General features: G+C 60.9%; 24 protein-coding genes. 13 read left to right on the top strand and 11 right to left on the bottom strand.

Annotated elements, in window-relative coordinates; translation table 11 throughout:
- Positions 1-51: 51 nt before the first annotated feature.
- Genes hofQ through pilM form a run of 5 tightly spaced genes read right to left on the bottom strand, consistent with a single transcriptional unit; the run spans position 52 to position 3,504 of the window.
- Complete coding sequence (hofQ, locus tag J0X03_RS01275) at positions 52-1,296, bottom strand: DNA uptake porin HofQ (protein WP_046687923.1); 1,245 nt, start codon at positions 1,294-1,296, stop codon at positions 52-54.
- On the bottom strand, positions 1,293-1,652 hold the full coding sequence (locus tag J0X03_RS01270; protein WP_046687924.1) for a HofP DNA utilization family protein: 360 nt from the start codon (positions 1,650-1,652) through the stop codon (positions 1,293-1,295). The genes hofQ and J0X03_RS01270 overlap by 4 nt, the downstream gene beginning before the upstream one ends.
- The gene (locus J0X03_RS01265) at positions 1,645-2,139 is read right to left on the bottom strand and encodes a hypothetical protein (protein ID WP_046687925.1); all 495 of its coding nucleotides are present in this window, start codon (positions 2,137-2,139) and stop codon (positions 1,645-1,647) included. Before J0X03_RS01265 ends, J0X03_RS01270 begins: the two co-directional genes overlap by 8 nt.
- Complete coding sequence (locus J0X03_RS01260; protein ID WP_033645278.1) at positions 2,132-2,671, bottom strand: PilN domain-containing protein; 540 nt, start codon at positions 2,669-2,671, stop codon at positions 2,132-2,134. The genes J0X03_RS01265 and J0X03_RS01260 overlap by 8 nt, the downstream gene beginning before the upstream one ends.
- On the bottom strand, positions 2,671-3,504 hold the full coding sequence (gene pilM / locus J0X03_RS01255; protein ID WP_033645279.1) for a type IV pilus biogenesis protein PilM: 834 nt from the start codon (positions 3,502-3,504) through the stop codon (positions 2,671-2,673). The genes J0X03_RS01260 and pilM overlap by 1 nt, the downstream gene beginning before the upstream one ends.
- Positions 3,505-3,625: 121 nt before the next feature.
- Here pilM and mrcA point away from each other — a divergent pair, with 121 nt between their 5' ends.
- The gene (gene mrcA / locus J0X03_RS01250) at positions 3,626-6,184 is read left to right on the top strand and encodes a peptidoglycan glycosyltransferase/peptidoglycan DD-transpeptidase MrcA (protein ID WP_033645280.1); all 2,559 of its coding nucleotides are present in this window, start codon (positions 3,626-3,628) and stop codon (positions 6,182-6,184) included.
- Between the two features lie 51 nt (positions 6,185-6,235).
- On the opposite strand, the gene nudE is transcribed toward mrcA, so the two are convergent.
- Positions 6,236-6,790, bottom strand: coding sequence for an ADP compounds hydrolase NudE (gene nudE / locus J0X03_RS01245; protein WP_033645281.1), 555 nt, complete (start codon positions 6,788-6,790; stop codon positions 6,236-6,238).
- A gap of 445 nt (positions 6,791-7,235) precedes the next feature.
- On the opposite strand from nudE, the gene J0X03_RS01240 reads away from it, so the two are divergent.
- From J0X03_RS01240 to J0X03_RS01210, 7 genes are all read left to right on the top strand, one after another.
- Positions 7,236-9,371 carry an intracellular growth attenuator family protein gene (locus J0X03_RS01240; RefSeq protein WP_160204670.1) on the top strand — a complete coding sequence of 712 codons (2,136 nt, stop codon included), beginning with the start codon at positions 7,236-7,238 and terminating at the stop codon, positions 9,369-9,371.
- A 98-nt stretch (positions 9,372-9,469) separates the two neighbouring features.
- Positions 9,470-10,150 (top strand): GMP/IMP nucleotidase, encoded by a 681-nt coding sequence (gene yrfG / locus J0X03_RS01235; RefSeq protein WP_025304546.1) that lies wholly within the window; start codon positions 9,470-9,472, stop codon positions 10,148-10,150.
- Positions 10,147-10,554 carry a ribosome-associated heat shock protein Hsp15 gene (hslR, locus tag J0X03_RS01230; protein ID WP_033645283.1) on the top strand — a complete coding sequence of 136 codons (408 nt, stop codon included), beginning with the start codon at positions 10,147-10,149 and terminating at the stop codon, positions 10,552-10,554. The genes yrfG and hslR overlap by 4 nt, the downstream gene beginning before the upstream one ends.
- Before the next feature lie 25 nt (positions 10,555-10,579).
- The gene (gene hslO, locus J0X03_RS01225) at positions 10,580-11,458 is read left to right on the top strand and encodes an Hsp33 family molecular chaperone HslO (protein WP_033645284.1); all 879 of its coding nucleotides are present in this window, start codon (positions 10,580-10,582) and stop codon (positions 11,456-11,458) included.
- A gap of 194 nt (positions 11,459-11,652) precedes the next feature.
- The gene (pckA, locus tag J0X03_RS01220) at positions 11,653-13,272 is read left to right on the top strand and encodes a phosphoenolpyruvate carboxykinase (ATP) (RefSeq protein ID WP_015379308.1); all 1,620 of its coding nucleotides are present in this window, start codon (positions 11,653-11,655) and stop codon (positions 13,270-13,272) included.
- A gap of 126 nt (positions 13,273-13,398) precedes the next feature.
- Positions 13,399-13,662 carry a FitA-like ribbon-helix-helix domain-containing protein gene (locus tag J0X03_RS01215; protein WP_004930730.1) on the top strand — a complete coding sequence of 88 codons (264 nt, stop codon included), beginning with the start codon at positions 13,399-13,401 and terminating at the stop codon, positions 13,660-13,662.
- The gene (locus tag J0X03_RS01210; RefSeq protein WP_033645285.1) at positions 13,659-14,138 is read left to right on the top strand and encodes a type II toxin-antitoxin system VapC family toxin; all 480 of its coding nucleotides are present in this window, start codon (positions 13,659-13,661) and stop codon (positions 14,136-14,138) included. The genes J0X03_RS01215 and J0X03_RS01210 overlap by 4 nt, the downstream gene beginning before the upstream one ends.
- Positions 14,139-14,170: 32 nt before the next feature.
- Here the strand turns inward: J0X03_RS01210 and envZ are convergent, their stop codons facing one another.
- From envZ to cbpA, 4 genes are all read right to left on the bottom strand, one after another.
- Positions 14,171-15,541 carry a two-component system sensor histidine kinase EnvZ gene (envZ, locus tag J0X03_RS01205; RefSeq protein WP_033645286.1) on the bottom strand — a complete coding sequence of 457 codons (1,371 nt, stop codon included), beginning with the start codon at positions 15,539-15,541 and terminating at the stop codon, positions 14,171-14,173.
- Entirely contained in the window at positions 15,538-16,257 is a 720-nt protein-coding gene (ompR, locus tag J0X03_RS01200; protein ID WP_004709363.1) for an osmolarity response regulator transcription factor OmpR, read from the bottom strand. Before ompR ends, envZ begins: the two co-directional genes overlap by 4 nt.
- Before the next feature lie 256 nt (positions 16,258-16,513).
- Positions 16,514-16,819 (bottom strand): chaperone modulator CbpM, encoded by a 306-nt coding sequence (locus J0X03_RS01195; RefSeq protein WP_004930739.1) that lies wholly within the window; start codon positions 16,817-16,819, stop codon positions 16,514-16,516.
- 5 nt (positions 16,820-16,824) lie between these two features.
- Positions 16,825-17,787 (bottom strand): curved DNA-binding protein, encoded by a 963-nt coding sequence (gene cbpA, locus J0X03_RS01190; protein WP_033645288.1) that lies wholly within the window; start codon positions 17,785-17,787, stop codon positions 16,825-16,827.
- Between the two features lie 230 nt (positions 17,788-18,017).
- Here cbpA and greB point away from each other — a divergent pair, with 230 nt between their 5' ends.
- The 5 genes from greB (at position 18,018) to J0X03_RS01165 (ending at position 24,440) form a co-directional block, all read left to right on the top strand.
- The gene (gene greB / locus J0X03_RS01185) at positions 18,018-18,491 is read left to right on the top strand and encodes a transcription elongation factor GreB (protein ID WP_033645289.1); all 474 of its coding nucleotides are present in this window, start codon (positions 18,018-18,020) and stop codon (positions 18,489-18,491) included.
- Positions 18,492-18,648: 157 nt separating this feature from the next.
- A complete protein-coding gene (locus tag J0X03_RS01180) occupies positions 18,649-20,982 on the top strand; it encodes a Tex family protein (protein ID WP_046687930.1) in 2,334 nt (777 codons plus the stop codon).
- 606 nt (positions 20,983-21,588) lie between these two features.
- Positions 21,589-21,813 (top strand): ferrous iron transporter A, encoded by a 225-nt coding sequence (feoA, locus tag J0X03_RS01175; protein WP_033645291.1) that lies wholly within the window; start codon positions 21,589-21,591, stop codon positions 21,811-21,813.
- Positions 21,814-21,885: 72 nt separating this feature from the next.
- On the top strand, positions 21,886-24,201 hold the full coding sequence (gene feoB, locus J0X03_RS01170; RefSeq protein WP_033645292.1) for a Fe(2+) transporter permease subunit FeoB: 2,316 nt from the start codon (positions 21,886-21,888) through the stop codon (positions 24,199-24,201).
- Positions 24,201-24,440: a FeoC-like transcriptional regulator gene (locus J0X03_RS01165; RefSeq protein ID WP_004930758.1), complete on the top strand. Its 240-nt coding sequence runs from the start codon at positions 24,201-24,203 to the stop codon at positions 24,438-24,440. Before feoB ends, J0X03_RS01165 begins: the two co-directional genes overlap by 1 nt.
- Positions 24,441-24,483: 43 nt before the next feature.
- Here the strand turns inward: J0X03_RS01165 and J0X03_RS01160 are convergent, their stop codons facing one another.
- Positions 24,484-24,768 (bottom strand): YdgH/BhsA/McbA-like domain containing protein, encoded by a 285-nt coding sequence (locus tag J0X03_RS01160; RefSeq protein ID WP_004930765.1) that lies wholly within the window; start codon positions 24,766-24,768, stop codon positions 24,484-24,486.
- Positions 24,769-24,828 lie beyond the last annotated feature (60 nt).

The raw sequence follows: 24,828 nt of genomic DNA, 5'->3' as shown, positions 1-24,828 counted from the left end.
TATCTGCTCATCAACTTTAGGCGATTTGCCGCCCGGCCGACAGGCCGCCGCTTATCCCTTAATCAGGGTTGGCGTAATAAAGATCACCAGCTCGCGTTTTTTCTGTTGTGCGCCGCTCTGCCGGAACAAGCCCCCCAGCAGCGGCGCATCCCCCAGTCCCGGCACCTTGTCCGCCGTCTTGCCGCGATGCCGTTGAAAAATGCCGCCGAGCACCAGGGTTTCGCCGTTTTTCACCGTGATCTGCGTCTTAATCTCCTGTTTATCGATGGTGAGCGCTTCACCCGCGCCCCGGCTGATGGCGCGCCCCGGCATATTTTGGCTGATCTGCAGCGTCAGCGTGATGCGCCCGTCCGGCAACACCTTCGGCGTCACCTCCATGCCCAGCACCGCCTCTTTAAACTCGATGGCGGTCGCACCGCTGGCGCCGCTGGACACTTCATAAGGGATCTCCGTCCCTTGCTTGATGCTGGCGGTTTGCAAATGCGCCGTCAGGAGACGCGGGCTGGCGATGATCTCCACCTGATTTTCCTGCTCCAGCGCCGTCAGCTCCAGGCTCAGCAAACGCCCGCTGATGCGCGCCAGATGGAAACCGGCGTTCACCGCGCTGCGCTCCAACGGCAGGTTAACGCCGATATTGCCCGGCCGCAGCGGCCGCGCCGGCCTGTCGTCGGGCGCCAATCCCCAACGCACGCCGAGCTCACGCAGGCTTTCGCTGTTGATGGTCACGATATGCGCCGCCAGTTGCACCTGTGCCAGCGGCGCATCCATTTCCGTTATCCGCTTTTTCAACTGCGCCACAATCGGCGCGGTGTCGCGCAGCAGCAGCGTATTGGTGCGTTTATCCGCCAACACGCTGCCACGCTCGCTCAGCAACGCGCCACGTTGGGCGTTGAGGCTTTCGGCAATTTCCGCCGCATCGCCGTTTTGCACGGTCATCGTCAGGCTGTGCAAGGGTTGCCGCTGCGCCAGCGCCTCTTGCTGCTGTCTTTTTTCCCGCGCATCCGGCTCCGGGGAGATCAGCATCACGTTACCCTCCCGCGTCATCGTCAGTTTGCCCATACGCAGGGTCAGCGCCAGCGCCTGGGGCCAGGGCACATCCTCCAGCCGCAGCGTCAGATTGCCGCTCACGCCCGGCGCGGCGATCAGGTTCATCTGCCGATAATCCGCCAAGGCCTGCAGGATGACCGTGACCGGCGCATCCTGAAACTCCAATGAGATTATCTGTTTATCCTGAGCCTGCGCGGTGCCGAGCGCCAAACACCCTAGCGCCAAGCCCAGTCCAGCGCGTCCTTTCATGATTTGTCATCCTTGTCGTCGATCATCAGCGATATGTCGTCGCGGCTCGTCGGGCACTCCGGTTCGGCCGTCAGCGCCTTCAACGTCAGGCTGCGCGCCTGCACCTGCGTCACCTGCCAGCGCTCGGCAAGCACCCGTTGTTGCGGCCGCAGGCGCAACCATTGCCCCGCCGGCGTCACCACCCAGCCATAGCGCTGCATCGGTTGCCCGATGACGCCTTTCAATCGCCAGCCCGCCGGGGATGTCTCTGTCTGGGCGCAAGCAGGCATCGGAGGCGGCGCAAACGGGTCGCGCGGTTCGGCGCATAAGGCCCACGGCCATAGCAGCCACCACCAACGGCCGGATCTTTTACTCATCGGCCAGCTCCTCGGCGGCATCCTGTAAAACCAACCGCGCCGTCATGCCCTGCGGCGGCGTCTCCACGCTCAATTGTTCGAGACGCAAATCGGCGGGCAGCGCCTCCAGCAGCGCCAACAAACCGGGGTAGTCAATGCGCAAGCTCAGCGTTTGCCGCGGCGGTTTTTCCTGCCGCTGCCAGCGCAATAAGGCGCCCCCCGCACGTTGCAGCCCGTTCGTCAGATCGCCGGTGGCGGCCGGAGTGAGCGGCGTCGGCGGTATCAGGGCGACCGGCGCCTCGTCCAGTTGACGCTGCGCCACGGCGATCTGTTGCAGCAAGCGCTGTTGCCGCTCTGTCGCACTTTCCCGCTGACGCCATTCGTCTTGCAGCATCCAGCCCCCACCCAACAACGCCAACGTGCCGATGCCCAGCCATTGCGCGGCCAGCAATCGCCGGCCCGACAGGCCCAGCAAGAAGCGCAGCCCAGATGGCAAACGGTTATCCATCACGCCCCCATTGCGCCACCAGATGAAAGGCGTACAGGCCGTCGTCGCGTTGCGCCACCTCCGCCAAACGCAGCCGCGGTAACGCGGGCATCCCCGCCAGCCGCCGTTCGAACTGCGAAATGGCGGCAGGAGAACGGCTCAATCCACGCAGCCGCAGGCCGTTCGCCGCATCGCTGTCCAACGCCGTGAGCCACAGCGGTGGGGGGAGGCAGGAGGAGAGTTGCTGCAGCAGTTGCAAATAACGCCGGTTATGTTGGGCATTGCGCGCCTGCCGTTCAGCGAGGGCGCTGTATCGCGCCCGTTGCGCCCGCTCTTGCTGCTGCTGACGGACGAGCAGCGTCACTGCCGCCAGCTCTTCTTCCAACAGCGCCAGCCGCTCCTGACGCTGCGCCTGTTGATGACGCAGTTGACCGGCGACGAGGCCCCCTGCCAGCAACAGCACCGTTATCTGCAACAGCAACACGCCCAGCCAGAAGCAGCCGCGCCGCCGATCGCGACGTTGCCGCCAGGGCAAAAAGTTGACCTGGTACATCAGCGGTCCTCCTCGCGCAGCGCCAGACCGCCGGCCAACGCGAACGCTGAGGGATGCACGGGCAACGGCGGACGCAGCTGCGTGAAGGCGCTGAGCGGCGACCAGGAAAGGCAGCCGACGGGCAAGGCTCCTGCCAGCACGCTGCCGGCATAGACCGGTCGATCATCGTCCGCCGGCGTCTGGGCTTGCAGCGCCCGCAGCGCCTGCGCGTCATCGTCGCCCGGCGTCAGCCCGAACGCGAACGCGCCGTCGGCCGGCGCCACCCACAGCCATTCTCGCTCGAGACGATGCATCAGCCCTGCGGTGTGCGGCACGCCCGCCGCCGTCGCCATCATCCGCAGCGCGCAGGGCGTAATATCGACCGCTTGCGGATGCAGGCCCGCCTGGCGCAGACAGTGCAGCCACTGCTGCAGCTCCTGCCGCCGCGCGGCGGTCAACAGCAGCGCCGCCCCCTCCGCCGGCGCGGCGCGATAGTCGAGCGCCAGCGTCTGGCCGTCGAGTGGGAACTGCTTCACGCCGTGGCCAACGATATAGTCGCTGCGTTCCGGCTCGCGCAGCCGCGCGTCCGGCTGCGCCATGCACTGTTGCAACACCCGCTGCGCCGGCAGGGCAATGCGTAAGGAAATATGTCGCGGCAGTTGGACGCGCCATTGCCGCAGCGCCCGGATCAGGGCTTCGGAAGGTGCCAGGCAGCCGTCGCGTAAAACCGCCTGCGGCAGCGTCTGTTGCCACCAGTGACGCAGTTGCCAGCCGTTGCGGCGGCGTTGGACCGCCAGCGCCCGCACGCAGTCGATTTGTATATCCAGCCCCACCTGCCATGCTTGAGGGAACATGTTTCACAAGCCTCCATAACATCCGATGATAAAAGAACATATCCATGTCGCAGGCTTGCCTTTATACTACCGCGCGGTTGTTTATAAACTGCCCAAATGACTTAGAAATGGGAAATCTCAGGTGAAGTTCGTAAAGTATTTACTAATCCTTGCAGTATGTTGCATCGTGCTGGGAGCAGCCTCGATTTTCGGCTTGTACAAATATGTCGAGCCGCAGCTGCCCGACGTCGCAACGCTGAAAGACGTGCGGCTGCAGATACCGATGCAGGTTTACAGCGCCGATGGCGAACTGATCGCCCAGTACGGCGAGAAGCGCCGCATTCCGCTGAAGTTGGATCAAATTCCGCCGGTGATGGTGCACGCATTTATCGCCACCGAAGACAGCCGCTTCTATGATCACCACGGTGTCGATCCGGTCGGCATCTTCCGCGCGGCCTCCATCGCGTTGGTCTCCGGCCACGCTTCCCAGGGGGCCAGCACCATTACCCAACAGCTGGCGCGTAACTTCTTCTTAAGCCCGGAACGCACCCTGATGCGTAAAATCAAGGAAGCCTTTCTGGCGGTACGCATCGAGCAGATGCTGACCAAAGATGAAATCCTTGAGCTGTATCTGAACAAGATCTACCTGGGTTATCGCGCTTACGGCGTGGGCGCCGCCGCGCAGGTCTATTTCGGCAAGGACGTCAGCCAGCTCACCCTGAGCGAGATGGCGACCATCGCCGGCCTGCCGAAAGCGCCGTCCACCTTCAACCCGCTCTATTCGCACGATCGCGCCGTTGCCCGTCGCAACGTAGTGCTGTCGCGCATGCTGGACGAACACTACATCACGCAGGCGCAGTACGATCAGGCGCGTTCTGAAGATCTGGTCGCCAACTACCATGCGCCGGAAATCAGCTTCTCCGCCCCGTATCTCTCCGAGATGGTGCGTCAGGAAATGATCAAGCGCTACGGTGAAAACGCCTATACCGACGGTTATAAGGTTTACACCACCGTGACCAAACGGCTGCAGCTGGCGGCGCAGGAATCGGTGCGCAATAACGTGTTGGCCTATGACATGCGCCACGGCTATCGCGGCCCGTCAAACGTGCTGTGGAAAGTCGGCGAAGCGGCCTGGGATCGCAAACAGATTGTCGACTCGCTGAAAAACCTGCCGAACTACGGCCCGCTGGCGCCGGCGGTCATCACCGCCGCCAACCCGCAGGAAGCGACGGCGATGCTGGCCGACGGCAGCAGCATTGCCCTGCCGATGGCCACCATGCGCTGGGCGCGGCCATACCGTTCAGACACTCAGCAAGGCCCAACGCCGAAACGCGTCACCGACGTGGTGCAGCCAGGCCAGCAGGTCTGGGTGCGTAAAGTGAACGAGGCCTGGTGGCTGTCGCAGGTGCCGGACGTCAACTCGGCGCTGGTTTCCATCAACCCGAACGACGGCGCGGTGAAAGCGCTGGTCGGCGGCTTCGATTTCAACCAGAGCAAGTTCAACCGCGTCACGCAGGCCCTGCGTCAGGTGGGCTCGAACATCAAACCGTTCCTGTATACCGCCGCGATGGATAAAGGCCTGACGCTGGCCACCATCCTGAACGACTTGCCGATCACCCGTTGGGATGCCGGCGCCGGCACCGACTGGCGGCCGAAGAACTCGCCGCCGACCTACGATGGCCCGATTCGTCTGCGTCAAGGGCTGGGGCAGTCGAAGAACGTGGTGATGGTGCGCGCGATGCGTGCGATGGGCGTCGACTACGCGGCGGAATATCTGCAGCGCTTCGGCTTCCCGGCACAGAACATCGTGCATACCGAATCGCTGGCGCTGGGCTCCGCTTCCTTCACCCCGATGCAGCTGGTGCGCGGTTACGCGGTGCTGGCGAACGGCGGTTACCTGGTCGATCCGTACTTCATCACCAAAATTGAAGACGACAACGGCAATACGGTGTTCGAAGCCAAACCTAAAGTGGTTTGCAGCAGCTGCAACCTGCCGGTGATCTACGGTGATACTCACCGTTCGGCCGTGCTGTCCGATGACAACATCGAAAACGTCGCCACCTCGCAGGAAGGCAGCAACAGCACGGTGCCGATGCCGCAGCTGGAGCAGGTAACCCCGGCTCAGGTGCAGCAGGACGGCGACCAACAGTATGCGCCGCACGTGATCAGCACGCCGCTGGCCTTCCTGATCCACGACGCGCTGAACAGCAACATCTTCGGTGAACCGGGTTGGATGGGCACCGCCTGGCGCGCCGGGCGCGATCTGAAACGTCATGATATCGGCGGCAAAACCGGTACCACCAACAGTTCCAAAGACGCCTGGTTCTCCGGCTATGGCCCGGATACCGTGACGTCGGTGTGGATCGGCTTCGACGATCACCGCCGCGATCTGGGCCGTTCGACGGTGTCCGGCGCCATCCCGGATCAGATTTCCGGCGGCGAAGGCGGTGCCAAGAGCGCCCAGCCGGCGTGGGACGACTTCATGAAGATCGCGCTGGAAGGCATTCCGGAGCAGAAAGTCACGCCGCCTCCGGGCATCATCAGCGTCACCATCGACAAGAGCAGCGGCAAGCTCTCTGGCGGTGGCGGCGGCAGCCGTTCCGAGTACTTTATCGAAGGAACGCAGCCGACGGACTACCCATCGCGCGATACCGGCACCACGCTGACCGATCCGGGCGGCGAAAGCCACGAGCTGTTCTGATCGAAAAGGGCCAGAGAAATCTGGCCCTTTTTTTATGCGGCGCGAAGCGTCTCAGCGCGAAGCGCGCAGAAACGCCTCGGAGAGGAACAGCGCGCTGACGTTGCGCGCCTCACGGAAATCCGGTTCCGCCAGCAGCGCCATCATGTTGGCGATCGGCCAGCGCACCTGCGGCAGGGGTTCCGGTTCGTCCCCTTCCAGGCTCTGCGGGTAGAGATCGTGCGCCAGCACAATATTCATTTTGCTGGAAAAGTAGGATGGCGCCATCGTCAGCTTGCTGAGGAAATCAAAGCGTCTGGCGCCGAATCCCACTTCTTCCATCAGCTCGCGGTTGGCCGCCTCCAGCACCCCCTCGCCGGGATCGATCAACCCTTTCGGGAAGCCCAGCTCATAGGATTCAGTGCCCACCGCATATTCGCGGATCAGCAGCAGGTCATCGCCAATCACCGGTACAATCATCACCGCTTCGCGATCCGAAGGCCGCATGCGCTCATACACCCGCCGCACACCGTTGCTGAATTCCAAATCGACCGACTCGACGTTGAACAAACGCGAACGCGCGACCGTTTCCACTTTCAGAATTTTAGGTTTTTGCAGGTGTTTATCCATGATTGCCTCAAAGAGGTTGCCCAGGCGCGGACAGGGCAACCGAAAAAATGATTGGCGTAACGCACGGCTCGTTGGCGCTCAAACGCTGACCAAATTCGATCTTGATCACATTGTGCGTTAAGGGCAAGCTCGGCCGCAACGCGCATGAACAGTAATTTACTTTCTTTTAACAAGCGTCGCCAGCCGCGGGCGATTTTCTGCACTGATTCAGCAAACAGCGCGCATGAAAATAGGATAATGCCGATATCGACAGCAGGGGCCGGTTGCTAGTATCACGCAGGCAAGAATCAGTGATAAAATGACCTTGCTTCATGAAGGAATGAGATCCAAAGCGAAAATCTGTTTGTTCCCTCATTAGTTCTGGGTGCCTCCTGGCGGTTTACTCCGTATAATATTCAGCTTTTCATCAGGTTGGCGAAATTCACGGGTGTGAGATGGGGATTGCATGAGCACAATAGTGTTGATATTGGCCTTAGTGCTTGTCTGCCTGATTGCCGCCGGCCTGTACCTGTGGTTCAAGGCCCGCCACCCGACGGCGCTGGCGCGCACGCTGCCGTTTATCAAACCCGCCCACCGCAAACTGACCGACGAAGAACGCGCGGCGGTCGAGTTCTACCTTAATCAACAAAACAAGCTGAGCAACAAACTGTTGCCCGGCGGCGGCGCTACGCTGCCCGCAGCCAAACTGGCGCTCACCCCGCAAAGCGATAACGTTTATCCCGTGACGCACGCCATCACCCGTTACGGGCTGGCCAGCGACGATCCCAATAAATGGCGCTATTACCTCGATGCCGAAGAGGTACATCTGCCGCCATTTTGGGAACCCTACATCACCGCCGACAACCATGTGGAAGTGATCCGAACCCAGACGCTGCCGCTGGTGATTTCGCTCAACGGGCACTCGCTGAAAGATCATATCCACGACCGGCCGCAGCCGCCGGTCGTGACCGCCGCGCCGACCAAAAACGCCTCCATCCGCAAGGAAGAGAGCGAGCATGTCGAGCTGGTGAACATTCGCAAGGAAACGCCGGAAGAGCATGCGCTGAACCGGCCGAACGGCATCCGTGAAGCCGTCATCATCTCCGCCGCGCTGCTGCTGCTGTTCTTCAGCCTGATCAGCCCGGTGCTGGTGATCCCCTGGATGATTTTCGTGGCGGTGCTGATGATCGCCTGGGGAGGGTGGAACCTGTTCCGCCGCCCGGCGTCGCGCGAGTTGAAAGAGATCCACTGCCTGCGCGGCACGCCAAAGCGCTGGGGCCTGTTCGGCGAATCCGGCCAGGGGCAGATCAGCAATATTTCGCTCGGCATTATCGATCTGATCTATCCGCCGCACTGGCAACCGTACCTGACGCAGGATCTGGGCAAAACCACCGATGTGGACGTCTATCTCAACCGTCAGGTGGTGCGGCAGGGGCGTTTCCTGTCGCTGCATGACGAAGTGAAGAATTTCCCGTTGCAGCAGTGGGGCCGCAATGCGGTGCTGGTCGCCAGCTCGGCGCTGGTTCTGCTGCTGCTGCTGATCTATATCCCGCTCAACCTGCCGTTGACCCTCAGCATGGCCTGGCTGCAAGGCGCGCAAAAAGTGGAAGTGACCAGCGTACAGGCGCTGGAGGCCACGCCGCTGCGCATCGGCGACACGCTGAAAGTGCGCGGCAGCGGCATGTGCTATGTCCCGCCGCCGGCCAACGGCGGCGGCGCCGTCAATTTTGCGCCGTTCGACTGCTCCGGCATCTATTGGAACACCGCCGCCCCGCTGCCGCAGCCGGAATCGGAAGTCATAGACAAAGCGACAGCCCTGCTGGCGACGGTCAGCGGTCAGCTGCATCCGAGCGGCGCCGATCAGAAGGTCAACCCGCAGCTGGCCAGCGCCATCGAGAAATCCGGCATGATCCTGCTGGACGATTTCTCCGATATCGTGCTGAAAACGCAGGATCTGTGCCAGACGGAAAACGACTGCGTACGGCTGAAAAACGCGCTGGTTAACCTGGGCAACGCGAAAAACTGGAGCAGCCTGGTGAAACGCGCCAAATCCGGCGCGCTGCAAGGCGTCAACGTCCTGCTTCGTCCGGTCAGCGCCGAATCGCTGGAAAACCTGACCAAAGTGGCCACCTCGTCGTTCATCTTCAATGAGACGCGACTGGCCGCCGCTGCGCTTAACAGCCCGCCGCCAGGTGGTTTCCTGATCCGCAGCGACGAAGGCCGCCAGTGGGTCAGTCACCCCCAGCCGCAGACGCCGCAAAGCGAATACAACGCGCTCGACCAGTGGAATGAGCTGCAGCGCCAGTCCAACCTGCTGCTGCATACCCCATTCCAGGCGCAGGGCGTGATCACCAGCCTCAGCGTTGACGCCAACGGCACTCGCCACGTGGCGTTGCACAGCGAACCGGACATGATCACCCTGTGGCGCTATCTCGGCACCAGCCTGTTGTTGCTGGCCGTAGTGGTCAGCCTGGGTTATAACGCCTGGCGGCTGGTGCAGCGTCGGCGCATCAATCAGCACCGCGTCGCCGATATCCAGCGTTACTACGACAGCTGCTTCAACCCGCAGCTCAATCCGATGTCGATGCGGCCGATGGCCTGAACCTGATACCGGGGCTTCGGCCCTGTCATCCGCTTATGCTACGCTAACGCTATTATTCTCATCTGCGGACTGCCCGTCGGTCCGCCCGTGGAGTTTTTATGGTTCCCGAGTTTGATTGGCCGCAGATCGATACCGTGCTGCTGGACATGGACGGCACATTGCTGGATCTGGAGTTCGACAGCCACTTTTGGCTCAGCCTGGTGCCGCAGGCGCTGAGCGAAAGGCGCGCCATTCCGTTCGACGAAGCCCGCCACATCATCGAGCGGGAATATCAGGCGGTGCAGCACACCATGAACTGGTATTGCTTCGATTACTGGAGCGAGCGGCTGGATCTGGACATTTACCGCATGACCAGCGAAGTGGGCAGCCGCGCCCGGCTGCGCGAAGACACCGAGCCTTTTTTACGGGCGCTGCGCGACGCCGGCCTGCAAACCATTTTGCTGACCAACGCCCATCCGCACAGCCTGGCGGTGAAAATCGAGCATACCGGCCTCGATCGGCACCTTGATTTATTGTTTTCCACCCACACATTTGGTTATCCGAAAGAAGATCAGCGTCTGTGGCAGGCAGTGCAACAGCACACCGGATTCAACCCGCAGCGCACGCTGTTTGTCGACGACGGCGAGCCGATCCTCGACGCGGCGCGCACTTTCGGCATTCGTTACTGCCTGGGCGTGCAAAACCCGGACTCCAGCACGGCGGAGAAAAGCTTCCAGCGCCATCCGTCGATGCGCGACTACCGCCTGCTGATACCGGCGCTGGCCAAGGGGGAAGCATGAAGGAAAAAGCGACGCGCGACGACGCGGTCCGACTGGATAAGTGGCTGTGGGCCGCACGCTTCTACAAGACCCGCGCGCTGGCGCGCGAAATGATCGACGGCGGCAAGGTGCATTACAACGGCCAGCGCGGCAAGCCGAGCAAGATTGTCGAGCTCAACGCCGAGCTCAAACTGCGGCAGGGCAACGAAGAACGTACGGTGATCGTGCTGGCGCTGACCAGCCAACGCCGCGGTGCCAACGAGGCGCAGCAAATGTATCAGGAAACCGAAGCCAGCATCGCCAACCGCGAAAAAATGGCGCTGGCGCGCAAGATGAACGCGTTGACCATGCCGCATCCGGACCGACGTCCGGACAAAAAGGAGCGGCGCGACCTGATGAAATTTAAATTTGGTGAGCAGGAATAACCCCTCACCGCAATGAGAGAAGATTATGTCCAACCATGACCAATTGCACCGTTACCTGTTTGAAAACTACGCGGTGCGCGGCGAGCTGGTTACCGTCAGCGAAACCTATCAGCAGATCCTGAACAACCACGACTACCCGGCACCGGTGCAAAAACTGCTGGGCGAGCTGCTGGTCGCCACCAGTCTGCTGACCGCAACCCTGAAGTTCGACGGCGACATCACCGTTCAGCTGCAAGGCGACGGCCCGCTGAAGCTGGCGGTGATCAACGGCAACAACCGCCAGGAGATGCGCGGCGTTGCGCGCACCCAGGCGCCTATCGCTGACGACAGCACCCTGCATCAGATGATCGGCAACGGCGTCATGGTCATCACCATTTCCCCAACGGAAGGCGAACGCTATCAGGGCGTGGTCGGTCTGGAAGGGGAAACGCTGGCCGAATGCCTGGAAGCTTACTTCCGCCAGTCTGAACAGTTGCCGACCCGCCTGTTCATCCGCACCGGCGAAGCGGAAGGCAATGCCGCGGCGGCCGGCATGCTGCTGCAGGTGCTGCCGGCGCAAGACGGCAACCTCGATGATTTCGATCACCTGGTGCAACTGACCAACACGGTCAAAAGCGAAGAGCTGTTCGGCCTGCCGGCCAACGAGGTGCTGTACCGTCTGTATCATCAGGAAGAAGTCACCCTGTATGAACCGCAGGACGTGCAATTCCGTTGTACCTGTTCACGCCAGCGTTGCGCCGACGCGCTGCTGACGCTGCCGACCGACGAAGTGGCGGACATGCTGGAGCAGGACGGCAATATCGACATGCACTGCGACTACTGCGGCAGCCACTATGTCTTTGACCCGGTTGATGTTGCCGCGTTGTATGCGGGCAACGCCGGCGAAAGCGACCGGTTGCACTAAGTCACACCCTCTCGGCGGGCGCGCCCGGCGCCCGCCAAGCCCCGCCGTTTGCACGTTTGCTTTTTTCCGTGTGCTATCTCTCAGATCGTAACGAAATACCGCCTAAAACGTTAAATATTTGATACCCATCGCGGTTACGCACCGTTAGATCCCTACAATTGCCGCCAGAAATTCTGTGACCAAGGAGTAGTAACATGCGCGTTAAAGGTATAACCCCTCAGGATCTGGCCGCTTACGGCATTCACGACGTCAGCGAAATCGTTCACAACCCGAGCTATGAACTGCTGTTTAAGGAAGAAACAGACCCATCTCTGGAAGGTTTTGAGCGTGGGGTAGTCACCAAGCTGGGTGCCGTCTCCGTCGATACCGGCATCTTCACCGGCCGTTCGCCGAAAGACAAATACATCGTCCGCGACGACATCACCCGCGATACCGTGTGGTGGGCCGATCAGGGCAAAGGCAAAAACGACAACAAACCTCTCAGCCCGGAAGTCTGGGCCGATCTGAAACACCTGGTCACCGAGCAACTGTCCGGCAAGCGCCTGTTCGTGGTGGATACCTTCTGCGGCGCCAACGCCGACTCGCGCCTGAAAGTGCGTTTCATCACCGAGGTGGCCTGGCAGGCGCACTTCGTGAAAAACATGTTCATCCGCCCGAGCGACGAAGAGCTGGCAGACTTCGAACCGGACTTCGTGGTGATGAACGGCGCCAAATGCACTAACCCGAACTGGCAGCAGCAAGGCCTGAACTCGGAGAACTTCGTCGCCTTCAACCTGACCGAGCGCATGCAGCTGATCGGCGGCACCTGGTACGGCGGCGAAATGAAGAAAGGCATGTTCTCGATGATGAACTACCTGCTGCCGCTGAAAGGCATCGCCTCGATGCACTGCTCGGCCAACGTGGGCGAGAAAGGCGACGTGGCGGTGTTCTTCGGCCTGTCCGGCACCGGCAAGACCACCCTCTCCACCGATCCTAAGCGTCAGCTGATCGGCGATGACGAGCACGGCTGGGACGACGACGGCGTGTTCAACTTCGAAGGCGGCTGCTACGCCAAGACCATCAAGCTGTCTGAAGAAGCCGAGCCGGACATCTACCACGCCATCAAACGCGATGCGCTGCTGGAAAACGTCACCGTGTTGGCCGACGGCAGCATCGACTTCAACGACGGTTCGAAAACCGAGAATACCCGCGTTTCTTACCCGATCTACCATATCCAGAACATCGTCAAGCCGGTGTCCAAGGCGGGTCACGCCACCAAGGTGATCTTCCTGACCGCCGACGCCTTCGGCGTGCTGCCGCCGGTATCGCGCCTGACCGCCAACCAGACTCAGTACCACTTCCTGTCCGGCTTCACCGCCAAGCTGGCCGGCACCGAGCGCGGCGTGACCGAGCCGACGCCAACCTTCTCCGCCTGCTTCGGCGCCGCATTCCTGTCGCTGCACCCGACGCAGTACGCCGAAGTGCTGGTGAAACGCATGCAGGCCGCCGGCGCCCAGGCTTACCTGGTCAACACCGGCTGGAACGGCACCGGCAAACGCATCTCGATCAAAGATACGCGCGGCATCATCGACGCCATCCTGAGCGGTGAAATCGACAAGGCGGAAACCGTTACCCTGCCTATCTTCGATCTGGCGATGCCGACCGCGCTGCCTGGCGTGAACCCGGAGATCCTCGATCCACGCAACACCTACGCCAGCCTCGAGCAGTGGCAGGAAAAAGCGCAGGATCTGGCCGAGCGCTTCATCACCAACTTCGACAAATACACCGACACGCCTGCGGGCGCCGCGCTGGTCAGCGCCGGCCCGAAGCTGTAATTCGGTAGCGTTACCTCTTCAGCTAAGGCGCGGATCCCGCGCCTTTTTTTATTTCAATTGATTGCTTTTTAATCGGTGAGACGAGAGAATAAGTCAATGCAATCATTGATAGCAAAGGAGGTTTCAATGGCTACTATCACCGTCAGAAATCTGGACGACGAAATCAAAGAGCTGCTGCGTATCTCAGCGGCGAAAAACGGCCATTCCATGGAAGAGGAAGCGCGCATGATCCTGAAACAGGCGCTGGTGAAAAAGCCGCCGCGCTATGGATTGGGTACCTGGATGCATCAGCACTTCGCCGAATTCGGCGGCGTTGAGCTGGAGATCCCACCGCGTGACGCCGTGCCGCCACGCATCGTCACCTTTGATGATGAAGATGACAACGCATGATCATTATCGACACCGACGTCATTTCAGAAACGCTGCGTCCCAGCCCGTACTACAACGTCATTAACTGGTTAAATGAAAAGGACAATGACGAGCTCTATCTCAGCGCCATTGTCCTCGCCGAACTGTTCAGCGGCGTGGCCTGCATGCCTGACGGCAAACGCCAGCGGGATCTCAAGCTGAAATTGGCGGACGCCATTGAATTGAAGTTCGAGGGGCAGATATTGCCGTTTGATGGGCTGTGCGCGATGCAATACGCGGAATTGACGGCAAGGAATCGGCTGTTGGGTAAAGCGATGAGCGTGCCCGATACCCAAATCGCCGCCACCTGCCTGCATTACGGCGCCGCCCTGGCCACCCGCAATACCAAAGACTTCCTCCACTGCGGCATCGAATTAATCGATCCGTGGCAGGCGCCGACCGGCCGCCGGTTGCATGAGGATGCGGCGGAATACTACGTGATGAGCAGAAAGTCCTGACGGGGCCGCAGCGGCGCGGCCCACATCAGAGGTCAGGCGGTTTCCCTGGCCGTTTGATGGCCGTTGGTCGACTCTTTTTTCTCCATCGGCAACGGAATATAAGCGCGGATCAATAGCCCGCCGCGCTCGCTGGTGCCGATATCCAGTTCGCCATCATGCGCGTCGATAATACGCTGCACGATCGCCAGCCCCAGGCCTGTGCCGCTGGTGCTGCGCGCGCTGTCACCGCGCACGAACGGCTGCAGCAGGTGCTTCAACTCGTCCGGCTTGATGCCCGGGCCGTCATCTTCCACCTGGAACCAGCCGCGCTGCAGCTCACGGCCGCTGCTGACCTTGATCCAGCCGTTGCCGTAACGCGCCGCGTTCACCACCATATTCACCGCCGCCCGTTTAATCGACAGCGGATGCACGTTCATCATCAGCTCGCCCGGCGACAGCGCGGTTTCAATCACCCGCTCATAGCCGCTCTCGGCCGCGACCACTTCGCCTAAAATGGCGTTCAGATCGCTGCTTTCGGTCGGCATTTCCTGCCCGGTGCGCAGATAATCGATGAACTGCTCAATGATGGCGTTGCACTCTTCGATGTCTTTATTGATCGACTCGGCCAGATAGCCGTCTTCGGCGCTCATCATCTCCGTCGCCAGGCGGATGCGCGTCAACGGCGTGCGCAGGTCGTGGCTGACTCCGGCCATCAGCAAAGTGCGGTCATCCGCCAGCTGTTTGACGCCCGACGCCATCTGATTGAATGCGCGAGTCACCGACCGCACTTCGGAAGCGCCATACTCGCGCAGCGGCGGCGGAATAATGCCCTTGCCCACCTGCAGCGCCGCATGTTCCAGCTCCACCAGCGGGCGGTTTTGAATACGAATAAACAGCCAGGCGCCGCCGATCGCGAGCAGCATAATCGCCAGCGTATAGCGGAACAGCGGCGAGAAATCGCCCTGGTGGATTTCCGTCAGCGGCACGCGCACCCAGATATCGGGCTGCAGCCAGGTTTTCAGCCACACCACCGGGGAGTTCTTGTTCACCTCCACCCGCACATCGGTCGGCCCGCCGAGCTGCTGCGCCATCTGCTGGCTGAGGAACTGGTAGTGCTGCGCCCAGCGCAGGCCGCTCTCCTCCGCCGCCGAGTTGGTGTAGAGAGAGATGCCCAGTTCGCGGTAGATCTCACGGCGGAACGCCGGCGGCACCTCCAGCAGCGTGCCGTCCTCCAGCTGCAGCCGATCGGTCATCAGCATACGCACTTCGTAGGCCAATACCTTGTTGAACTGCTGCAGGCTGGGCAGGATGGCGAAGTTCAGCACCACCAGATAGGTCGTCACCAGGCTGACGAACAGCAAGGTGACGATCAACAACAGGGTTCGGGCAAACGAGCTACGCGGTGAAAAGCGCAATCGCCTCATGCCTTACTGCCGTCCGGGACGAAGACGTAGCCGAGACCCCACACGGTCTGGATATAACGCGGATGCGCCGGATCTTCTTCAACCATACGGCGCAGACGAGAGATCTGCACGTCGATGGAGCGTTCCATGGCGCTGTATTCGCGGCCACGCGCCAGGTTCATCAGCTTATCGCGCGACAGCGGTTCACGCGGGTGGCTGACCAGCGCCTTCAGTACCGCGAACTCGCCGCTGGTCAACGGCATCGGCTCGTCTTCGCGGAACATCTCGCGGGTGCCGAGGTTCAGTTTGAATTTGCCGAAAGCGATCACCGCTTCTTCCTGCGAAGGCGCGCCCGGCAGTTCGTTCGCCTGACGGCGCAGCACCGCGCGGATACGAGCCAACAGCTCACGCGGGTTGAACGGTTTAGGAATGTAGTCATCGGCGCCGATTTCCAGGCCCACGATGCGATCGACCTCTTCGCCTTTCGCGGTGACCATAATGATCGGCATCGGGTTGCTCTGGCTGCGCAGGCGGCGGCAGATGGACAGGCCGTCTTCGCCCGGCAACATCAGATCGAGCACCATCAAATGGAAGGATTCACGAGTCAGCAAGCGATCCATTTGCTCAGCGTTGGCAACGCTGCGAACCTGGAAGCCCTGCTCGGTTAAATAACGTTCTAAAAGCGCGCGCAGGCGCATGTCATCATCGACAACCAGGATCTTATGATTCTCTTGCATGGTATTACTCCCAAAGGCTTTATTGCCTGACTCGAATATTGTTAGAAAACCTTGCCATTTGAGACAGCGTTTAATGGTATGTATTCTAGACGAAATTGTTACAAAGCTTATTCTTTTCCCCATTTATCAACAATTTTCAGTGAATGTCGACGGGGGTTCGTCAAAATTTCGCCCTTTATCGGCGCAATGTGGGGCGACGGCCCAATTTTGTGCAATTTCGCCACCGGGAAGCGCCCGGTGGCGTTCAGCTCTCGGGTCAGGAAGTTTGCAGGAAACGCGCCAGCTGCCTGCGCAGCTGCCGGTTCTCTTGCTGTAGCGCATCAACCCGGTCGAGCAGCGTCAGCGCCATGGCGATCCCCGGCCAGTCCAGATCCAGCTCCGCCCGCAGCCTGCGTGCGCGCTGCAGATGGCTCAGCGCCGGATAATCAAACTCCCAGCGCGGCTGCGCCGGCTCCAGCGGCACGATAACGCCCAGGCCGACGATCTCGACCAGCTCGTCCTCTGAAATCTCCACCCTCTGACACAATTCCACCACGGTGAAAGTGATCTCTTTTTTCATCATCTGCTTTACTCCCATTCCGCGCGCGGGTTGAATGCCGCCTGTTCAGCCAGTTCCCGCCACAGGGCGCTGGCCTTCTCGTTCGGCTTCGGCGGCATCACCACCTTGAGAATAACGTACAGGTCACCGGGCTCTTTCTTGCCCGCCAGCCCTTTGCCTTTGACCCGCAGCCGTTTGCCGCTCTGGCTGCCGGCCGGCACGGTCAGCGCGATTTTGCCGGTCAGCGTCGGCACCTCAATGCTGGCGCCGAGCGCCGCTTCCCACGGAGCGAGCGGCGCCACGATGCTCAGGTTGTGGCCGTCTATCTCAAACAACGGGTGCGGCGCGAGGCGGATAACCAGATACAGGTCGCCGTTCTGGCCGCCGCCCACGCCGGCAACGCCCTGCCCCTTGAGGCGAATGCGCTCGCCGTCGCCCACGCCGGCCGGAATTTTCACGTTCAGCGTCTTGCTGGCTTCGCTTACCTGCCGCCCCAGTTCGTCGTACACCGGCAGCTTGTAGGAAATCTCGCGGCTTTGACCATGCAGCGTTTCCTCGAGGAACAGCGGCACCTCCATCTCCAGATCCTGGCCGCGGAAGCCATGCCCGCCGTGCGAGTGCGAAGCGGAACGGTGCCCGCCCGCCGCCCGCCCGCCGAACATGCTCTCGAAGAAGTCGGAGAAGTCTTGCGCGTCGGCGCCGCCGCCGTGCCATGAGGCGCTCTGCTGATAGCCGCCGTGATCGCCGCGCGCCTGGCGGCCAAAGTTCGGATCGTTGCGATGCAGCCGGATCTGATCGTACTCGGCGCGGCGCTCGTCGTCCTTCAGTACCTCATAGGCTTCGGCCAGTTCCTTGAACTTGCTCTCGGCGTCGTCTTCGGTGCTCACGTCAGGGTGATATTTACGCGCCAGCCGGCGGTAGGCCGTTTTGATGGTTTTCAGATCGGCGTTGGGCTCAACGCCCATCGTGGCGTAGTAATCTTTAAATTCCATGCGGTAATACCTTCAATGTGTTGGGTTGTGCGCCAAAATTCCTTGTCTCTCTCGCCAGATATCCTCCTTTCGTCACATTCTTTTTCCGCTATCGCTAAGCATACTCCCGATTGTTAAAAGCTGCGCAAACTGAATAAAAACCGTGCGACAAGGCGCAGGCCCGCGCGCCATTTTTAAAGCCCTCCGCATTCACGTACACTGTGGCGGTGGCCCCATAAAGATAAATCACGATGAGAACTCAACTGATAACCCGTGAAGGGTATGACAAGCTCAAACAAGAGCTGGATTACCTCTGGCGCGAAGAACGCCCCGAGGTGACCAAGAAAGTGACCTGGGCCGCCAGCCTGGGCGACAGAAGCGAAAACGCCGATTACCAATACAACAAGAAGCGGCTGCGCGAGATCGATCGCCGCGTCCGCTATCTGACCAAATGCCTGGAGCAGTTGAAGATCGTCGATTACTCCCCTCAGCAGGAAGGCAAAGTGTTCTTCGGGGCCTGGGTGGAGGTGGAGAATGACGACGGCGAGATCAAACGTTTTCGCATCGTCGGCTACGACGAGATTTTCGGCCGCAAGGATTACATCTCCATCGATGCGCCGATGGCGCGCGCCCTGCTGAAAAAAGAGGTCGGGGACGTCGCCACCGTCAATACCCCGCTGGGCGAGGCGCAGTGGTACGTTAACGAGATAAACTACCCGAAGTAAGCTTTCAGCTTTTTCCGAACCGCCGCCAACGCCGCCGCCTGAGCTGTTCTCCACGCCGCGGCCGCGCGGCGGCGGCCCGCTCCGCTGGCATTTTCCGCGATCAATCCGTATAACTGTCCCCTGTTTATTCACCGTTCTCAATACAGATACCAGACCTATGAATGACCCACTGAGCCGCATTATTGCAACAGAACTGCAGGCCCGGCCGGAGCAAGTCGACTCCGCCATCCGTCTGCTGGATGAAGGTAATACCGTGCCCTTTATTGCACGCTATCGTAAGGAAGTCACCGGGGGCCTGGACGACACCCAACTGCGCCAGCTGGAAACCCGCCTGGGTTATCTGCGTGAACTGGAAGATCGTCGTCAGACCATCCTGAAGTCGATCGATGAACAGGGCAAACTGACCGAACAACTGGCGGGGGCGATCAACGCCACGCTGAGCAAGACCGAACTCGAAGACCTCTACCTGCCGTACAAACCCAAGCGCCGCACCCGTGGCCAGATCGCCATCGAAGCCGGTCTGGAACCGCTGGCGGACACGCTGTGGCAGGATCCGCAACAGCAGCCGGAACAGCTGGCTGAACGCTACGTCGACGCCGAGAAGGGCGTGGCGGACGTGAAAGCCGCCCTCGACGGCGCGCGCTATATCCTGATGGAGCGCTTCGCCGAAGACGCCGCGCTGCTGGCCAAGGTGCGCGACTACCTGTGGAAAAACGCCCATCTGGTCTCCAAAGTGGTCGAGGGCAAGGAAGACGAAGGCGCCAAGTTCCGCGACTATTTCGATCACCACGAACCGATTTCCCAGGTGCCTTCGCACCGCGCGCTGGCGATGTTCCGCGGCCGCAACGAAGGCGTGCTGCAGCTGGCGCTGAACGCCGATCCGCAGTTTGAGGAAGCGCCGCGCGAAAGCCAGGCGGAGCTGATCATCATCAATCACCTCAATCTGCGCCTGAACAACGCTCCGGCCGACGCCTGGCGCAAGGCGGTGGTCAACTGGACCTGGCGCATCAAGGTGTTGCTGCACCTGGAAACCGAACTGATGGGCACGGTGCGCGAACGCGCGGAGGATGAAGCGATCAACGTCTTCGCCCGCAACATGCATGATCTGTTGATGGCCGCGCCGGCCGGCATGCGCGCCACCATGGGCCTCGATCCGGGCCTGCGCACCGGGGTGAAAGTCGCCGTGGTCGACGCGACCGGCAAACTGGTGGCCACCGACACCGTCTATCCGCACACCGGGCAAGCGGCCAAAGCCGCCGCCATCGTCGCGGCGCTGTGCATCAAACACAACGTGGAGCTGGTGGCGATCGGCAACGGCACCGCTTCGCGTGAAACCGAGCGTTTCTATCTCGACCTGCAAAAGCAGTTCAGCGACGTCCGGGCGCAAAAAGTGATCGTCAGCGAAGCGGGCGCGTCGGTGTATTCCGCGTCCGAACTGGCGGCGCAGGAGTTCCCGGATCTCGACGTGTCGCTGCGCGGCGCGGTGTCCATCGCCCGTCGTCTGCAGGATCCGCTGGCGGAGCTGGTGAAGATCGACCCGAAATCCATCGGCGTCGGCCAGTATCAGCACGACGTCAGCCAGAGCCAGCTGGCGAAAAAGCTGGACTCGGTGGTGGAAGACTGCGTGAACGCCGTCGGCGTCGATCTGAACACCGCTTCGGTGCCGTTGCTGACCCGCGTGGCCGGCCTGACGCGCATGATGGCGCAGAATATCGTCAACTGGCGCGACGAGAACGGCCGCTTCAGCAACCGTGAACAGCTGCTGAAAGTCAGCCGTCTGGGGCCGAAAGCGTTCGAACAGTGCGCCGGCTTCCTGCGCATCAACCACGGCGACAACCCGCTGGATGCCTCTACCGTCCACCCGGAAGCCTACCCGGTGGTGCAGCGCATTCTGGCCGCCACCGAGCAGGCGCTGCAGGATCTGATGGGCAACGCCTCGGCGGTGCGCAGCCTGAAAGCGGTCGATTTCACCGACGACAAGTTCGGCGTGCCGACGGTCACCGACATCCTGAAAGAGCTGGAGAAGCCGGGCCGCGACCCGCGTCCTGAGTTCAAAACCGCCACCTTTGCCGAAGGCGTGGAAACCCTCAACGATCTGCAGCCGGGCATGATCCTGGAAGGGTCGGTCACTAACGTCACCAACTTCGGCGCCTTCGTGGATATCGGCGTGCATCAGGACGGTCTGGTGCACATCTCCTCGCTGGCGGACAAGTTCGTCGAAGATCCGCACACCGTGGTGAAGGCCGGCGACATCGTCAAAGTGAAGGTGATGGAAGTCGATCTGCAGCGGAAACGCATCGCGCTGAGCATGCGCCTGGATGAGCAACCGGGCGAAGGCTCGCCGCGCCGCGGCGGCAACGCGCCTGCACAGGCGCGCGACAACGCCAACCGTTCGGCAGGCGGCAACAAGGCCAAACCGCGCAATGCGACGCCGGCCGGCAACAGCGCCATGGGCGACGCGCTGGCAGCGGCGTTCGGCAAGAAACGCTAAGCCAGAGCCAACAGGGCGGAGCCTGCTCCGCCCTTTCTGATGAATAAAACTTGCGGCATTTCTTGACCCGTCTCAATAAACCATCATCTTTTTATTTCCCGTTCCTGCGTGACCGCCCTCCCATTATTCAGGCAACAAAAATGCCTCCTGCAGCCATTTATTAACAACTTCGTTAACACGCATTTTTCATCTCGCGAATTGTGAGAGAAACACAAATGGTTACCGCTCGCATTACGGCGGAATAATGTTATTGAATTGCCTTTCACCAGAAATAAAAAAGGAAAAAACGCCATCGCCATTTGCAAACGAGAAACCCTGGCTACAAATACATAACTGATTTAACTCACCATTCTCATTTGTCGCCGCGTATAAGCGGTGGTAAAACGGGGATTATCAAGGGGACCAGCCAAAAAGCGGCCGCCGCCAAAATAATTGGTTACAATACCCTTACTTTTTGTATTGAACGCGATAATGATAATTACTATTATTTTCGCTCACTTTATTGCATGACCTTATGGATGAATACCGCCGACGGCGTGGCATTTTCGCCGGCAACGTCCAATTATCATCAGCCCGATGCTCATCGGCACCCGGAAGGTTAATGACATGCAGCTTCAACCTAAACGCACATATAAGATTGTCGGCTTTTCCAGCGAGATTGCGCCGGCCTACCGCCAAAAATTGTTATCGCTCGGCATGCTGCCCGGCTCTTCGTTCGACGTGGTGCGCGTCGCGCCGCTGGGCGATCCGATAGAAATTAAAACCCGCCGCGTCAGCCTGGTGCTGCGCAGGAAGGATTTGGCGCTGCTGCAGCTCGACGGCCAGCCCTGAGCCGGCGCGCCCTCCGTTTGCCGGTGCGCCTTTGCGCCGGCGCTGTTCTCCTTGAAGACGACACGCAGAACTATGAAAAAACTCACCATCGGCTTAATCGGCAACCCGAACTCCGGCAAAACCACGCTGTTCAACCAACTGACCGGCGCGCGCCAGCGGGTCGGCAACTGGGCGGGCGTGACGGTCGAACGCAAGGAAGGCCATTTCACCACCCCGCAGTCCGACGTGCGGCTGGTCGATTTGCCCGGCACCTACTCCCTGACCACCATTTCGGAGCAGACGTCGCTCGATGAGCAGATCGCCTGCCACTACATTTTGAGCGGCGACGCCGATCTGCTGATCAACGTGGTGGATGCCTCCAACCTGGAACGCAACCTCTACCTGACGCTGCAGCTGCTGGAGCTGGGCATTCCCTGCATCGTGGCGCTCAACATGCTCGACATCGCCAAAAGCCAGCATATCGATATCGACGTCGCCGCTCTGTCGGCGCGCCTCGGTTGCCCGGTAGTGCCGATGGTCTCCACCCGCGCCGATGGCATCGGCGTGCTGAAACAAATGATCGACAATCATCGCATCAACGAACAGCAGGCGCTGGTGAACTACCCGCCGCTGCTGCTGAAAGAGGTCGCCACGCTGAGCGACGCCATGCCGCAAACGCTGCCGGCGGCGCAGCGCCGCTGGCTGGCGTTGCAGATGCTGGAGGGCGACATCTACAGCCACCGTCTGGCCGGCCCCGCCGTGGCGCGGCTGCCAGCGGCCATTCAGGCGCTGCAACAGCAGCAGCAGGAGGACCCGGCGCTGGTGATCGCCGACGCACGCTACCAGTCCATCGCCGCCCTGTGCGACGCAGTCAGCAACTCGCAGCAGGCGATGCCCAACCGCCTGACCGACATGCTGGATAAAGTGATCCTCAACCGCTGGCTGGGCGTACCGATCTTCCTGCTGGTGATGTACCTGATGTTCCTGCTGGCGATCAATATCGGCGGCGCGCTGCAGCCGATCTTCGATATCGGCTCGGCGGCGATCTTCATTCAGGGCATTCAGTGGCTCGGTTACACCCTGCACTTCCCCGACTGGCTGACCGTCTTCCTGGCGCAGGGCGTCGGCGGCGGCATCAACACCGTGCTACCGCTGGTGCCGCAGATCGGCATGATGTACCTGTTCCTGTCGTTCCTGGAAGACTCCGGCTACATGGCGCGCGCGGCGTTCGTGATGGATCGCCTGATGCAGGCGCTCGGGCTGCCGGGCAAATCCTTCGTGCCGCTGATCGTCGGCTTCGGCTGTAACGTGCCGTCCATCATGGGCGCCCGTACGCTGGACGCCCAGCGCGAGCGCCTGATCACCATCATGATGGCGCCGTTCATGTCCTGCGGCGCCCGTCTGGCGATCTTCGCGGTGTTCGCCGCCGCCTTCTTCGGCCAGGACGGCGCTGGGGTGGTGTTCTCGCTGTATATGCTCGGCATCGCGGTGGCGATCCTGACCGGCCTGGTGCTGAAATACACCCTCATGCGCGGCGAAGCCTCGCCGTTCGTGATGGAGCTGCCGGTTTACCACGTGCCGCACCTGAAAAGCCTGCTGCTGCAAACCTGGCAGCGGCTGAAAGGCTTCGTGTTGCGCGCCGGCAAGGTGATCGTGGTCGCCAGCATGTTCATCGGCGGCCTGAACAGCTTCTCGTTCAGCGGCAAGACGGTCGACAACATCAACGACTCCGCGCTGGCCTCGGTCTCCAAGGTGCTGACGCCGCTGCTGCAGCCGATGGGCGTCCACAGCGATAACTGGCAGGCCACCGTCGGGCTGGTGACCGGCGCGATGGCGAAAGAAGTGGTGGTCGGCACGCTGAACACGCTGTATACCGCCGAGCACATCAACAAAGAGGCGTTCGACGCCGCCAACTTCAACTTGCTCGATGAACTGGGCGGGGCGCTGCAGGAAACCTGGGACGGGCTGAAAAACACCTTCAGCCTGAGCGTGCTCTCCAACCCGATCGAAGCCAGCAAGGGCGACGGCGAGATGGGCGTCGGCTCGATGGGCGTGATGAGCAGCAAATTCGGCTCCGGCATTTCCGCCTACAGCTACCTGATCTTCGTGTTGCTGTACGTGCCTTGCGTCTCGGTGATGGGCGCCATCGCCCGTGAATCGAGCCGCGGCTGGATGACCTTCTCAATCCTGTGGGGGCTGAACGTCGCCTACTCGCTGGCGACGCTGTTCTATCAGGCGGCCACCTTCAACCAACATCCGCAGTACAGCCTGACGGCGATCCTGGCGGTGGTGCTGGTAAACCTGCTGGTGCTGTTCGGCCTGCGCCGGGCGCGCAGCCGCGTCACGGTTCGCCTGGGCAACGCCACGCCGGCGGCCTGCTGTCAGGGCGCCAAAGGGAGCTGCCACTGATGGCCGGGCTGCTGCAGGTGCGCGATGCGTTGGCGCTGCGCGGCAGCGCTCAGGCGCAGCAGCTCAGCCAATCGCTGGCGACGCCGCTGCCGCTGGTGCAGGCGATGCTGGACCGTTTGACGGCGATGGGGAAAGTGGAACGCATCGAACAGGATGACGGCGCCTGTCTGAGCGGCGGCTGCAAAAGCTGCCCGCAGGGCCAGGGGTGCAGCACGGTGTTCTACCGGCTGAAGGCCTGACGTTCAGGGGCGCCGCTGCGGGCGCCCCCTTGCCGTTCAAGGCTTATTGCTTGTCTTTGTAAACTTCGGCGATGGCGCTGAATTTACCGTGTTCGCGGCCCGCCAGGATCACGTAGTATTGACCGCCCTTTTCGTCCGCCAGTTTGGACAGCTCTTCCTTGGCATCCATCGGCGACGTGGTTTCCGCCGTGGTGGTCACGGTGCCGATCTTCTCGTATTTACCCGGATTCTTATCCAGATCTTCCTTGGTCAGCAGGGTTGCCGCCATGGAGCCGAAAGACACCGAACCCAGCACTGCCGCTGCAATAATCATCTTCAATGATTTCATGACACTAACCTCTCAATGGATAATTTATCTGTTATGAAAGCCGTCCAGGATCCATGCGTA

The organism is Serratia ureilytica (assembly GCF_017309605.1).
Lineage (GTDB): Bacteria > Pseudomonadota > Gammaproteobacteria > Enterobacterales > Enterobacteriaceae > Serratia > Serratia ureilytica.
Note: the sequence above shows the minus strand (reverse complement) of the source record. Positions and strands in the feature narration are given on the sequence as shown.